We start from the raw sequence: 13551 nt of genomic DNA on the forward strand, positions 1-13551 counted from the left end.
CGTTGAGAGACTGCAACGCCCGTTCTCTCAGGCCTGAAACAGCTCATCGATGATGCCGTTGGCATCGCCAAAAGATGGCACGTTGACTCCACTGCCTCGGAGCATGCTGAGCCAGAGATTGCACAGCGGGGTCTTCGCTTCCATCACGAGGTGACGACCATGCTGGAACCCTGCACCGCCACCGGTGACCAGCGTCGGGCAGTTGTCTAGGCTGTGAACCGTTCGCAAATTGCTACCGAACGCGAGCGACACGTTGTCGTACAGCGAGGAGCCATCGGGTTCCTTCGATGCCTTTAGCTTTCGAATGAAACCGGCCAGCAACTCAGCATTTTTCTGGTCGCGAAGGATCGAGTCACGCGTGCGCTCAGGCGAACCGGGATGGTGGCTCAGGTTGTGTGCGGAGTAGCTCGAGCCGAGACTGCTCACGAAACTGTCACCGGGCATGCGGTAGGTAAAGACTCGCGAGGCATCGGTCTGCATGGCGGCTAGCATCAGCTCGTAAGCCATTTCGACTTCAGGAATCCCCTCAAGGGTTTCCGACGGTTCTTTGATCGGGCTGGCCGGTTGCTTCTTTGGAACGGAGAGCCATTGTTCATCCTTGGCGATCCGGATTTCGATTTCTCGAATCGACTGGAAGTACTCATCGATCTTGTCTTTGTCGGTCTTCGTCAGCCCCTTGGTAACCGAGCGGGCATCGGACAAGACCGTGTCCAACGCCGAGCGGTCGTCGGCCAGCAGCGCTTGCCGCTCGGCCAGGGGCATATTGTCGGACGAGAATAACTTGTGATACATCGCCACGGGATGGGGCATCCCGGCGATTGGCTTGCCCTGGTTGTTCCACGAAATTGATCCGGGACCATGGCCGTTGTCGTTCCCGCCGTTCAAATGCAGGGAAGTGAATCGGGTCTCGTTGCCGAACTGGGCTGCGGCCACCTGATCGGCCGAAATCGAGTTGTGGAAGCTTTGCCCAGGAATCGCGTAGCGGTCAGCACCGGTTAGCCAGAAGGTGGATCCTGAGTGACCATCCCTGGAATGGGCATGCTCGAGATTTTGAAAGACCGTGATGTCTTGCTTGTACCTGGCGAGCGGCTTGAGCGACTCGGGCAGTTCATAATCATAGCCCGGCGTTTCGAGATTCGGATACCAGCTCTCCGAGGTGACGCCATACCCCATTCCCAAAAAGATCATCCGTTTGGGAGCGGAGGTCGTCGCTGCGGCCGCAGTGGCGAATCGTCGGTAGCCGAACGACTCGAGAAAGGGCAGGGCGATGAAGGCACTGCTACTGGCGAGAAACGCACGACGGGTGGGAGTCTTCATGGTATTTTCCTAGTGTGACGATGGCGTTAGCCACGGGCCTCATTCGAGTTGACGTTCTGGCGGTTAGGGTCCAACGCGAGGGCGTTCGGCCCACTTGGTTTGGAAGGTTTCGGATTGAACGAGGGCATGGACGAAAGCGTCAATGCGATTACCTTTTTGGGACGCCTGCCGTGTGACGTCGGAAGCAAGACGGTGGTCCGAGATTTGGTAGGGACGCCCGAGCGCATACGCAATCAGGTACTCGGCGAATCCACGAGCGAAGGCGTCTTCGTGGGCCGCGATCGCATCGCGAAGCTCGAAGTAGTTGCCGAATGATTCCCCGTGGTGGAGTGTTCCCGAAGAATCGATATCGAACGATTTTGATTTGGGAAGTTGGAACTTTTTAGCACTGGCAGGATTGATAGATACGGTTTCTGCGTCTCGCCAAAGACCGGCGGCAGTAAAGTTCTCCAAGCCGAATCCGATCGGGTCGATCTTGCGGTGGCATTGAGCACACTGCGGTGCCTCTTGATGAAGTGTTTGCAGTTCGCGACCGCTGCGGGGCTTACCTGACAAACGACTCAGCTGAGGAATATTGGCAGGAGGAGGCGGCGGTGGATCGTGCAGCAGATGCTTCAGAACCCATGCCCCACGAATCGCCGGCACGGATCGTGTTCCGTCGGCACCCATGACGTGAATCGCGGCCGTTCCAAGCAGGCCGCCACGAGGCGATGTGGGCGGTAGTGTGACCTTGCGGAAGTGCGAACCTTGAACGGGCAGGTCCGTCGGCCCATTGATTCCGTAAAAGTCCGCGAGTACATCGTTGACCATCACGAAGTCGGTCTTCAACAAAGTCCCTAGCGGCAGTCGCTGGTCCAGCACGTGGCGGATGGTGGAATAGACTTCCTGGCGGGCACTGCGTCGAACCGCCTGGTCAAACTCGGGATGAAAACGGGCATCGAAGTCGAACATGTCCAGCCGCACCATGTCCAGCCACTGATGCGTAAAGCTACTGATGAATTCGTCTGATCGCGGGTCATTGAGCAAGCGATCCGTCTGAGCACGCAGCACGTCGTCGCGTGAAAGTGTTCCCTCGTCTGCAGCAGAATAGAGTTCCGCGTCCGGCGGCGCGCTCCAGAGAAAATACGCTAGGCGGACCGCGAGTTCGCGATCGGTCAGTCGGCTGAGGTTGGAATCCAGTGAGCTAGTCTGGGGCCCATTATCGTCTGAACTCGCACCAGTCGGATCTGCGGCTAGTGCCGTTGGCTCACCGTGCTCAAGCATATACAGGAAGCTAGGAGAAGACAGGATCAAAGCGTAGGCATCGATGATCGACGCGACATGACCCTTCCCGCTCTTGCGTTTCTGCAGATACCTCTGCACGAGCTTATCGACATACTCATCGGCAGGCGTCTGGTCGCGAAAGGCCCGCGTGGCAAACGATTGAATCAAACGTCGAGCGTAGGTGGCGTTATCCTCGTGGCTGCGTCGCGGTGCGATCAGATCCATCTTCGCGGTATTGGGCCACTCATCGAAGAACGGGCCTTCCACTTCGACCCAGTCCACCCATACGACCGGCAGTTGCCCAATACCGTTTTTCTGCGCCTCAATGCGGTGAGTCACGTAGCGGGAGGCCTGTTCCTTGTAGTCGCGCCACAGGATTTGAAACGCGCCTGATCTCCCGGGTTCCAGGTCGATGGGGATTTCGACAACGTTCGGTTTGGAAACCGTTCCCGAGATCTTTACCTGGCCGAGAACCTGATAATCTTTCGGATTGCCAATGGCATATTCCACGTATCGCTGCCGCTGAGGTGAATCGTCGTAAGCCCCGGCGCGGATTCGCAAGAGGTAACGACCGCCAGCCGTGCTAACTTTCGGTGTCCTGATCGACGGTCGACTATGGCCTTTGTCGCGTAGCAAAAACGCACCCTCTTTGGCCTGAGGACGACGTGTGTAGTCCTGCATCTGCTTCAAATGCACTCTCGACCTCTGTGCTTGTTTCTCAGCGTGGGCGACATCGCGAAAACCAAAGTCCTGAGGAGGGCTCGTCTCCTGGGCCAGGAACGCATCAGCCCTCTTGATCGTGTCAAGCAACTGCTCCTGACGATCAAAGTACTCTTTCGAATGCGTGTCCTCAGGTTCAACGCGATGTATCTGCGAGCTTGGTTTCTTGCGATCGGACAACGCAGTTATCAATGCGGTCGTCGCTGTTGCGCGATATTGCTCGAACTGGTCCGCGGAGAAAAACAGAGACGCTCCTGCCGTATCAAATCCGCCGGTACTGTCGTCGGCTGGCAGGTTGGAAACGTCCGGACGAAAACCGAGCAACGCTGCGAGCGTGTTCTGGTACTCCCGTCGATTCAGCCGTCTGAGCGCGATCTCACCGCCGCTGTCGCTGAGAATGTTACGAGCCTTCACCATCTCAATGGACAGATCGTGCAGCAACGCTGCCTTTTCTTCATCCGTAATCTGCTCGGCATCCGTTGGCGGCATTTCGCCGGCATTCAAAGCTGCCAGAACCTTCGACCACCACTCCGCAGTGGGAATATCGCGGCTGATCTCCAGCGAGAGCGACTCAAGATCAAGCTGCCCTTCCTTCGATGCGGAGTCGTGGCAGTCGAAGCAGTACCGTTCGAAGATCGCCCGATGTTTCGCGGGCATAACAGCCTGCTGCTCTGACGGCAGTTCGTCGGCAATGACGCTGCAGCAAAGCGGCAATGCGAAAAGCAGCAGTGATAAAAATAGTCTCATGGTTGACCACGCAATTAGATGTGTTGCGGTATTGATTGACAGGAACTGCTCGTATCCAAGGTTGAACTGTCGGCTCACTTTCCCTTGTACTTTGGTTTCCTTGTGAACGGAATAACGGGACGTTTCATCTCGCTGTCGGCATCGCGGAAGACCCAGGGTTCCCAAATCTTCCGTACCTCCCGCCACTGCTCAAGGGTGCGTGTTGGGTACCAATCGGGAACTCCATTTTCTTTAAAATTGAATTCGTCTGCATGCTCGACAGCCCACTGACCAACCGTTCGCCCAGCGGGGCGCTCTGACGGAAAGACATCCTTGGCGCGGAACGTGTCGGAAACTCCCTGGTCGTCGATTACTTCCTCTCGCCAACGATTGAGCTCCGCCAGCAATTCTGACTTCACGTCAGCGTAGGCTGGGTCATCGGCAACGTTATGGACCTCGTGCGGATCGACTCGTAGATCGAATAGCTCGATCGGCGGTTTCTCGGCGGACATGAAGGCGGTTTGTTCCGGCGTGAGCTTGCCTTCCAGGTTCAACACGTTCAGTTCGGCCAGCGGCGGATAGGAACCCTCTTTGTAGAAACTGAACTGGCAGTAAGCCCGCTCCGGCATGAGATTCAAAATGAGTTTGTGATCCTTCGATCGGATGCTGCGCATCGCATCGTGAGTCGTGCCCATTTTGTCACGGGCGGCAAAGGTGTACTGCCGATTCTTCACCTCGTCGCTCAGTAGGCTCATTCCGTGAATTGGCACCGAGGGGGAAATTCCAGCCGCTTCGAGGACCGTCGCGCAGATGTCGATCGACATCACCATGTCGCCATTGACTTGCCCCGGCTGAACTTTGCCAGGCCAACGCATGATCATGGGAATGCGTGTCCCCTCGTCGTAAAGGAACTGCTTCCCTCGGATATGGCAACGCCCGTGGTCACCGATAAAGAACACGATCGTGTTGTCTGCTAGGTCTTCATCATCAAGTCGGTTGAGAATGGCTCCGACTTCCCGGTCGACGAGTTGCATCTGCTCGAGCCCATTCGCCCAGTCCCGGCGAATGAAGGGTGTGTCGGGGTAGTAGGGTGGTAGTTCAACGTCTTTGATATCGATCGGACGCTCGGGATCGCGATTCCATGATCGATGTGTGCCACCGAACGTGATGCGAGCGAAGAACGGTTGATCGGGATCGCGGTTATTCCAGTCCTTCAGATCCATGAACAGCTCTTCCTTTTTGTCGGGAAGGAAGTTGCAGTCCGTTTTCGAGCTCATCAGGACGGTGTAGTAGCCCGCGTCGGCGAGCAGATGCGGGATTGGTCGGATGCCATCCGGGAGCGGCTTTTTATCGTCGGTTCGGTGTTGGTGCGCCCCGATGTAGTTCTGGTGAAAGCCGGTCATCATTGCTGATCGAGACGTCGAGCAAACGGGCGAGGTCGTGAAGGCCCGTTCGTAGCGAACTCCCTCTGAGGCAAGCTTGTCCACGTTGGGAGTGTGAACGCCCTTCGTGCCATAGCACGATAGGTCGGGCGACCAATCTTCGATTGTGATCCAGAGGATATTGGGCCGTTCGGCAGCGACTGCCGGGACGCATCCCAACCACATTGCAAACAGCAGATATTGAATGCGGGTCATCATCTCTTTGGTCTCTCCAGATTTGTTGATTTCATGGGAGTCGGTCTCAATTGTCAAAACTTTACTTGGAAGGCGTGATGATTCAGGAACAGGTCGATGTTCGGCTCGGCACGAACGATGCGTTCTTTCTTGGCATCCTCAAACTCTTCCAAAATGCCCGGCGAATTCGTCGATCGCGTGAATTCGTCTGGGGTGGCCTTCCGCTTTCCAGCGTATGACCCGATCTTTCGGCCTCACGAAGACGCGGTACTATCTGTTTCATGCTATAGGTCCTCACGCACTTCAAATTCGAGCGTGGGTCCGACGGACGATGGATGAGAATGTGACGCAAACGTGTGAACCAGCACGCGGCGTTCACCGCGTTGATCGCTCTGCTCTCGAACGACGACGAACGTCAGTGGCCCATCCGCATGATTGCGAACGAAATCTGTCAACTGCTCTGTTTCCACCACACACTCGCCTGACTGGCGACTTCGCGGGATCTGAAACTCGCCGACGAATACGCCGTCTTTCGGCGATGGTGCGTCCTCCCAGCTCGATCCACGATCCCATGATCGATCGGCCCCAGCCCCACGGCTGTCTGCCCCATAAGAAACGTTCGCTACCCCATAGACTCGGAACACGTTGAGCGGGGGAAGCCGATTGGCAAAGCCCTTCTCACTTTTGACTTGATTCAACCGCAAGCGGACGGCGACAGCTGCTTCAACGTCGACATCAGAAGCATCAAACGAGAAGACGGCTTTGCGATCGTATAGAAAATCTTTCCAACTCGATTTCACCATCAGCAGTTTTGCTGGTCCGGCGTTTGTACCGCCGCGAACGAACGTCGCTTCCTTGCCACCGGTTCCGATCCGTCGAGTGGGGTTCGTTGGCCCTGCACTAACAAGGTACGTATCCAAACCCTCTGCTGTCGAAGACTCTGAGATACCCGAACGATCGACGACCACCGCCTCGTCGTCGTTCAAGAGGACGTGCTGGTCACGTTCTGGCAAGCCCACCGAAATGCTGCCTTTGAGGACCTCAAATTCCGATATTGCGTTGGCACCGTCGACGTTCACCGCGAAGCTCGTTCCCAAATCAGTCGCTTCGCCGGACGGAGTCGCGACGACAAAGCCAATTGCTGTTTCGGGAACGTCGAGTATCGCTGCACCATCGTGCAGAAATGCTCGCATATCTGTCTGCAGTTCTAGACGAGCTGGGGATTCGAGAATCATGGTTGCCCCGGAATCGAAACGCAGCGTTGCGATCCCGCTAACCAGCAGTAGCTGGCCCGGGGGAAGCTGCGAGCCGACTGACGTCGGTAGGTCACTCACCCAGGCTGCTTCTTCGCTGCTGACCAACGTCGCAACGCGATCAGGTGACGAGAAGAACCAACTCGACCCCACGACGAGCAACAGCGACGCGGCGACAGTTAGGATCAATACCCAACCAATACGGATCCTTGAGCCGACGGCGCTCGCCACGGGCGTGTGCATACCGGCATTCTCCTCGCCTGGTCCCGGGGTTTGCGTTGTCGACTCAGGAACGATCCTTGAGTCCGCTCCATCCAACTGCTGGAGACTGGCGATGTCCCGCAAATTACAGTCGAGAATCAATTGGTCTGCGAAGGTCCTTCGGAACTTAGCATCAGCACAGAGTCGCTCGTTCAGACGTCCCATGTCGTCGTCGTCAAGGTTGCCGAGCAAGTATTGCTGGATCAGCGCTCGATCATTCATGGCGCGAGTCCTCCTTCGGATGTGTCAATCTTCAGCGCCAGCTCCACGCATGCGAATACCTTCTCGCGAAGCCGGCCAAGTTGCTTGTAGAGAGCGTTGGCCGACTTGCCGATTCTCGTCGCGATGTCCTGGACTTCGATTCCGTCACGGTAAGGAGCCAGCACGATATCTCGCTGCTGCGGTGACAACTTTTGAAGGCAATCCTGCAGCGCGTTCAAACTCGTTTCGTATCGCTCGCGGTCGACAGTATCAATCTCCACCGAGAGCAACTTGATCGCTTGGTCGGATAACACCAACCGACGCCGACGAGTTGAATTGATCGCTGAATGGCATTTCAGGCGGACAATGACTCTGGCCCAGGGCAGGAATCCGTCGGCGCTGTCGAGCTGGGCAATTTTCTCCCACATGGTCACGCCCGCCTCCTGCAACACGTCATCGACCGCCATCCAGTCCGAAAGCATCGACCGGGCAACACAGCGCAGCACCGGCTCATGCTGCACAAACAGCCGCATGAACTGCATCTCGGTCAACGTCTCTGGTTCGGAATCCTGCTTTGTCATGCTCACCAATGCCTCGAAAATCACGTACCTGCCGCACAATCCTGAGATTATCTCAAATTGTGCGGCAAACGCCGCTTACCCAGCCATTTCGTACCGCACGATCAATGAGTGGCGAATTTTGCGAGATCTTTTCTGGAGTGGACGAGGCGACGAGCTGTCCTTTCCCCACAAGTTTTCCTACGCCGAAGGCGTTGAAGAAAATAGCCGGTGGTCGAGCGCAAGCGAATACCACCGGAAACGCCGCGAAACACGCGTGCCAACCCCAAATGGGGTTGAAGATCATTCACGACGAGGTCTGCGACCCACTACGGGCTAAACGCTCCATTCTTCTAATCACAAAACGGAGATTCCTGTCAGACAAGCTGACAGGGGATCTAGTTTTGTGGAGAATCAACTGGGACATTCATGGACTTGGATGGGGTAGGTTCGTACTGAGTTCGAGATCATCGATCCAGACAACCGAATCGGCGTCCGCTTGACTGACGAAACCGAGCCACTGAAGTGTCCGCCAATCCTGGCTTTTGTTGGGAAGCTTCTCGAATCGCTGCGTCTGGCCATCGGGCAGGGTCACGACGAGATCCCACGTTCCCGCGTCCTCGCCAAGCGGAGCGGTGATCTGGATCTTGAACCACTCGCTCTCTGGCAGCGTGAGTAACTCGCCAGTGCCCACACGAAGTTGATGGTTCTCGATCCAAAGTGAAGGCCCGATGCGGTAGGGTTGGGAGCGGTCTCGCCACTCGTGTTGAAACACGGCGCCCTCTCCCAGCTTGATCGCGAAATCGCAGCGGCTGACGCCTTCCTCATGCTCCGGTGCGACGACGAACATGGGGTAGTAGCGGTGTGACAGGTCCGATGCATCGGTCATCCGCAAAGCGTGCCGCCCGGAATGCGCCGCCTCGGTTTCCACCACCTCGATACCCGGGCGGTTGGCGTCCTGGCTAACGGACGTTGCGACGGGCAATTCGCCAGCCTCGAAGTCCTCGCGAACGGCCAGCACGGGGGTTGGGGGTGGCTGCTTCATTCTGGGGAACGTCAGGTTTTTCGATTTGGCAACCCATTGTGAATCGCCATACACGCCCGCTTTCGATGTATCGAAGGGGATGAAACCAATCTTGGACGCAGGCGCGTCGTCCTGGAGTCGAAAGTCATCGTTTGCAGTGTCGGCGAAGAGGGGATCGGCCACGATTGAGCCTGTGTCCTTGCCGCTTGCCTGCCACTGGGCAAAGGTCATCCCGGCGAAGTCAATCGGCTTGCCGTCACTGCGCCAGTAAAGATTATGATCAAGTTTGACGTTGTCGTCGGACCACGATCCGTTGAACAGTCGCCCTGAATCCCACTCGATCACGTTTCTCTCGAGCGTGAAGGACAGGTGATCTTCGACACGGCTGCGTTTGAGTTGGTACTCACGCGAGTAGGCAAAGATATTGTTGCGGATCAGATTGTCGCGACCATAGTGCTGGTGATAACCGCCCGACTTGGTCCGGTAGACGAGGTTGTTTTCCATCAAGATGCCGGTGCTGCCCTCGTCGTTGTAGAGCCCCCAGCCGCCGTAGCCCCACGCCAAGATATCATGGATCACGTTGTTACTGATGCTCGTGCCAGCGGATGGGCCGAGTGTGTAAACGCCACCCATGTCGCTGAGCCATCCCCAGCCGAGATGATGGATATGGTTGAACTCGATGCGGTTGTTCACTGCCAGGCTGTCCGAGTATCCCCACCGCCAACCGACCGAGATGCCGGTGTAGTAAAGATCCGCGATCTCGTTATGGGTCACGGTATTGTTACCGGACTGACCGATCCAGACTCCGACGGCGCAGGGAAAAACGCGACCGCCATGGCGAATGAAGTTATTGTCGATCGTGATGTTACTCGTGCGCTCTTCCTTGTTCTCGGAGATACCCATGTCGCCGATCCGAATTCCCCCGGCGCCGAGATCGTGCAGATCGCAATGTGTTACTTGGCTATCGCGACAACCCTTGCGCAGCCACAAACCGTAGGTAGCGACGCGGCCGATCTCGCAATCGTGGAACGTGACCGAGCGGGCACCGTCGATCTGTACCGCCGCCTCGATCGATGCCGCCGCCTGCGTCGGCTCGAACCCACGTGGCGGTGTTTGCCAACCAGTGTGTTGAAAGGCGATGCCACGAAAGTTGAGATGTTCGACGAATTTCCCCGCCGCCGGATCACCGACAATTTCGATCAACTTGTCCGCGACAGGAGCGATGGCAATCGTCGAGTTCGGCGTTTCCCCTGGCCTCGGTAGATAGTGCAGCGTACCGTCGTCATCGAGGAACCACTCGCCTGGCTCGTCCATTGCCGCACGATAGTTCTCGAGCACATAGGCGGTATCTCGGGTCAGTGGGTTCCAGGATTTCATCTGTTTTCCCGACGTCAACAGCTTGCACGCGTCGACATCGATCCCATCGAGAAACTTCCGCGTATTGTCCCACTTGTGGAATAGCAGAATCTGAGCCTGATGATTCTCGGCCGCGGAGAGGTCACGTAGCGTCGCAAGATCGCGAGGATCCGCGTAGAGCGTTTGCCGGGCGATGGGTTGGGGATTGGCCCCCAAGGTTTCACCCATCGTTTCCTTCGCTTTCCGCAGATAATAGAAAAACGCATCCGGCTCACGAGCCCGCACGGCACGCCGACCGTTCACCCAAAGCTGTTCAAACCGCCATTTCGGATCGACACTCGCCGTCCACGTTCCATCCGGCTGCGCGGCAAAACCGTCGATCGCCTTCCCGCCCGAGACCACGGGTTGCGCTCCCGAAGCTGCTTCGTAGGTCACTGGCGCCCCAGCTTTCCCGGAGTCCTCCGGAGTGAACACGATCGGAACTGTGATCGGATAGACCCCCTCCGCAACCACCACCCGCACGGCCTCGTCACCCGGGAGACGACGAATCGCATCACGTGCTTCCGCGATGGAGCGAAGTGGCCCGTCAGGCGAAACGTTCAGCACCCGTTCCGCCACGGCCGTGTTGCCTAGCGACAGGAACACCGCAAGCAAACAAAATGAGATCGGCGACTCACTGGGAATGTAAAAAAGACCGCTTCGTCGCATCTCGGCTACTCCCTAAATACAAGGTGACAACCAAAAACGGAGCATCACGTCTTCACCGGTTCGGTTGTATCGGGTGTTGTCGGCACTGGGCGAACAGCTCGCCGCCCAATCCCGGCGATAGATTGTGGCAAGACGGCCAAATCGTGTTCAGGAATCAGGCTGAGCAGGCTGAGCTTTGCTACGATCTATGTTCATGGTGGGGCAGCGGACAAGCTTACCAGAATGGAGCTGGCGTCGGGGAATGGAGGGCGCGTCCATTGCGGCGCATCTTCTGCGGTACCGAGACTACCTGACTGGCTTCCATGCCACCTGTGTTCGAAACCGGCCGGATCGTTTTCGGGTGCGTTTCGTGATTCATCTTTTTCATTTTTCCCCACGGATGACGATTCATGTATCGAACCTATCTTCTGCTCGCAATGACGCTGCTCTCCTCGTCTGCTTTTGCCCAGCGGAATGCGGGTTATCCCCCGAGCTTCGATGATGCTCGGCAGGAAACCTACAAGACGGTCGACGATGTCGACTTGAAGCTGTGGGTGTTTGATCCTCCCCGCCACGAGTCGGGCGAGTCGCGGCCTGCGATCGTGTTCTTCTTTGGCGGGGGCTGGCGAGCGGGCAACCCGACGCAATTCGAACAGCATTGCCGGTACCTGGCGTCACAGGGGATGGTTGCGATCACAGCGGACTACCGTGTTAGCTCACGGCACCACACTTTGGCAAATAAGTCGGTGGAAGACGCTGAATCTGCCGTTCGCTGGATTCGCGACAACGCAAAGCGATTGGGGATCGATCCCTTTCGCATTGTAGCGGGCGGAGGCTCTGCCGGGGGTCACCTCGCAGCGTGCCTCGGGGTCGTTCCGCCACTGAGCGGGTCGACTGTCGAGGGGTTGGAAGCGAAGCGTACCAGTAGCGTTCCCAATGCCCTGGCATTGTTCAATCCCGCCCTGGTTTTGGCTCCATTCGAGGACATCCGGCTCGGCAAAAACAGCGAAGGGGTCGAGAAGTTCAAAGACATCACCACCCGAACCGGTGTCCCTGCGAGACGGATCTCCCCGATCCACCACATTCATTCGGGGCTACCGCCAACAATCATCTTTCATGGCGAAGCCGATTCGACCGTTCCGTTTGTCACGGCAAAACGCTATTCGGAACTCGCAACTCAAGCGGGCAATCGCTGCGAGTTGATCGGCTATCCAGATGCCAGTCATGGTTTCTTCAATTATGGCCGAGGTGGTGAGCCCGGCAAATTCTACCCGCTGACCGTTTCGCGCCTGCACACGTTTTTGAAAACGCTGGGCTACTTAGAAAACCCTCCTGCCATTTCCACGCCCGATTCTGAGAACGTTCACTATCGAAGTCATCTCGATCATTCCCAGCACGCTTTTCAGGCAGACAAGAAAGGCACCGTGGCGTTTATTGGCGGGTCGATCACTGAGATGGACGGCTACCGGGTGATGGTCCAAAAGGACTTGGAAACCCGTTTCCCGGAAACCCAATTCACGTTCATCAACGCTGGAATCAGTTCTACCTGTTCCACGACGGGCGCGTTTCGGTTGGCCGAAGACGTCTTGTCCGCTGAGCCCGACCTACTATTCGTCGAGTTCGCGGTAAACGACGATCAAGATGCCGCCCATCCCCAGCGTGATTGCATTCGCGGGATGGAAGGCATCCTGAAGCATGCGCGAACGGCGCTGCCAAACCTCGACATGGTGGTCACCCACTTTGTGAACCCGCCGATGCTCGAGCAACTGCAACGAGGAGAGACGCCCACGAGCATTGGTTCGCATGAACGCGTGGCGGCACACCATGGAGTATCAACGATCGATTTGGCACGTGAGGTGGCCGAGCGGATCACGGCGGGCACACTGACTTGGGAAGAATATGGAGGCACTCATCCCAAGACGCCCGGCAACCGGATTGCAGCAGATATGATCACCGATCTGCTCGATGTAGCTTGGTCGGATCCCATTGCGGGGCAAGCTCGCAATGAGTCACAACGCTCGGCGAAACAGATTGATAAGCGTAGCTATGTCCGTGGGAGAATGCTCTCTCCCTCGACAGTGACACTCGGCGAGGGTTGGGACGTTCACCGTCCAGATTGGTCGAGTTTGCCCGGTTCGAAACGTGGCCGTTTTAGCGAGATGGAATTGCTGTGCAGCACCGAGATTGGCTCGGAGTGTTCACTCGATTTCTCCGGAACAGCAATCGGTTTGTTCGTGCTCGCCGGACCGGATGCTGGCGTCGTCGAGTACTCGATCGATGGCGGCGAGACGCGGCAACTCGATCTCTATCATCGCTACAGCAAAGGGCTGCACTACCCACGCACTGTGATGCTCGATCCGGAGCTCAAGCGAGGTGAACACCGAATCAAGATTCGAGTCGCACCAACGAAGAACAAAGCCAGTACGGGACATGCTGTCCGAATCTTGAAAATCGCGGTGAATCAGTAGCGATCGAGAATCGGAGGTCGAGGACACAATGCCTGTCGGATGCGGCGAAGTTCACGACGCTGAAACCACCGGCTATTTTCTTCAACACCTTCGGCGTAGGAA

Annotated in this window: 8 protein-coding genes; 2 read left to right on the plus strand and 6 right to left on the minus strand. The window is 56.9% G+C overall.

Annotation, left to right across the window (positions count from 1 at the left end):
* Positions 1–27: 27 nt before the first annotated feature.
* The 3 genes from CA85_RS01555 to CA85_RS01565 form a co-directional block, all read right to left on the minus strand.
* Positions 28–1317 carry a DUF1552 domain-containing protein gene (locus CA85_RS01555; protein ID WP_146389532.1) on the minus strand — a complete coding sequence of 430 codons (1290 nt, stop codon included), beginning with the start codon at positions 1315–1317 and terminating at the stop codon, positions 28–30.
* A 63-nt stretch (positions 1318–1380) separates the two neighbouring features.
* Positions 1381–4047 (minus strand): DUF1592 domain-containing protein, encoded by a 2667-nt coding sequence (locus tag CA85_RS01560; protein ID WP_146389533.1) that lies wholly within the window; start codon positions 4045–4047, stop codon positions 1381–1383.
* 74 nt (positions 4048–4121) lie between these two features.
* Positions 4122–5663, minus strand: a complete 1542-nt coding sequence (locus CA85_RS01565; protein ID WP_186774720.1) for a sulfatase family protein — start codon at positions 5661–5663, stop codon at positions 4122–4124.
* Between the two features lie 50 nt (positions 5664–5713).
* Between CA85_RS01565 and CA85_RS24685 the strand changes: the two genes are divergently transcribed.
* Positions 5714–5881: a hypothetical protein gene (locus CA85_RS24685; RefSeq protein WP_186774684.1), complete on the plus strand. Its 168-nt coding sequence runs from the start codon at positions 5714–5716 to the stop codon at positions 5879–5881.
* A 45-nt stretch (positions 5882–5926) separates the two neighbouring features.
* Here the strand turns inward: CA85_RS24685 and CA85_RS01570 are convergent, their stop codons facing one another.
* The 3 genes from CA85_RS01570 to CA85_RS01580 all read right to left on the minus strand — a co-directional run bounded on the left by CA85_RS01570 (position 5927) and on the right by CA85_RS01580 (position 11002).
* Positions 5927–7378, minus strand: a complete 1452-nt coding sequence (locus CA85_RS01570) for a FecR domain-containing protein (RefSeq protein ID WP_146389534.1) — start codon at positions 7376–7378, stop codon at positions 5927–5929.
* Positions 7375–7938, minus strand: coding sequence for a sigma-70 family RNA polymerase sigma factor (locus CA85_RS01575; protein ID WP_146389896.1), 564 nt, complete (start codon positions 7936–7938; stop codon positions 7375–7377). The genes CA85_RS01570 and CA85_RS01575 overlap by 4 nt, the downstream gene beginning before the upstream one ends.
* 403 nt (positions 7939–8341) lie before the next feature.
* Positions 8342–11002, minus strand: coding sequence for a right-handed parallel beta-helix repeat-containing protein (locus CA85_RS01580; RefSeq protein WP_146389535.1), 2661 nt, complete (start codon positions 11000–11002; stop codon positions 8342–8344).
* A gap of 389 nt (positions 11003–11391) precedes the next feature.
* On the opposite strand from CA85_RS01580, the gene CA85_RS01585 reads away from it, so the two are divergent.
* Positions 11392–13449 carry an alpha/beta hydrolase fold domain-containing protein gene (locus CA85_RS01585; RefSeq protein ID WP_146389536.1) on the plus strand — a complete coding sequence of 686 codons (2058 nt, stop codon included), beginning with the start codon at positions 11392–11394 and terminating at the stop codon, positions 13447–13449.
* Positions 13450–13551 lie beyond the last annotated feature (102 nt).

Origin of the sequence: Allorhodopirellula solitaria (assembly GCF_007859855.1) — a bacterium.
Classification (GTDB): domain Bacteria; phylum Planctomycetota; class Planctomycetia; order Pirellulales; family Pirellulaceae; genus Rhodopirellula; species Rhodopirellula solitaria.

Excerpts from the sequence above, each read along its gene's own strand:
- CA85_RS01555 (WP_146389532.1), bottom strand. The coding sequence starts at position 1,317 with ATGAAGACTCCCACCCGTCGTGCGTTTCTCGCCAGTAGCAGTGCCTTC.
- CA85_RS01560 (WP_146389533.1), bottom strand. The coding sequence starts at position 4,047 with ATGAGACTATTTTTATCACTGCTGCTTTTCGCATTGCCGCTTTGCTGC.
- CA85_RS01565 (WP_186774720.1), bottom strand. The coding sequence starts at position 5,663 with ATGACCCGCATTCAATATCTGCTGTTTGCAATGTGGTTGGGATGCGTC.
- CA85_RS01570 (WP_146389534.1), bottom strand. The coding sequence starts at position 7,378 with ATGAATGATCGAGCGCTGATCCAGCAATACTTGCTCGGCAACCTTGAC.
- CA85_RS01575 (WP_146389896.1), bottom strand. The coding sequence starts at position 7,938 with ATGACAAAGCAGGATTCCGAACCAGAGACGTTGACCGAGATGCAGTTC.
- CA85_RS01580 (WP_146389535.1), bottom strand. The coding sequence starts at position 11,002 with ATGCGACGAAGCGGTCTTTTTTACATTCCCAGTGAGTCGCCGATCTCA.
- CA85_RS01585 (WP_146389536.1), top strand. The coding sequence starts at position 11,392 with ATGTATCGAACCTATCTTCTGCTCGCAATGACGCTGCTCTCCTCGTCT.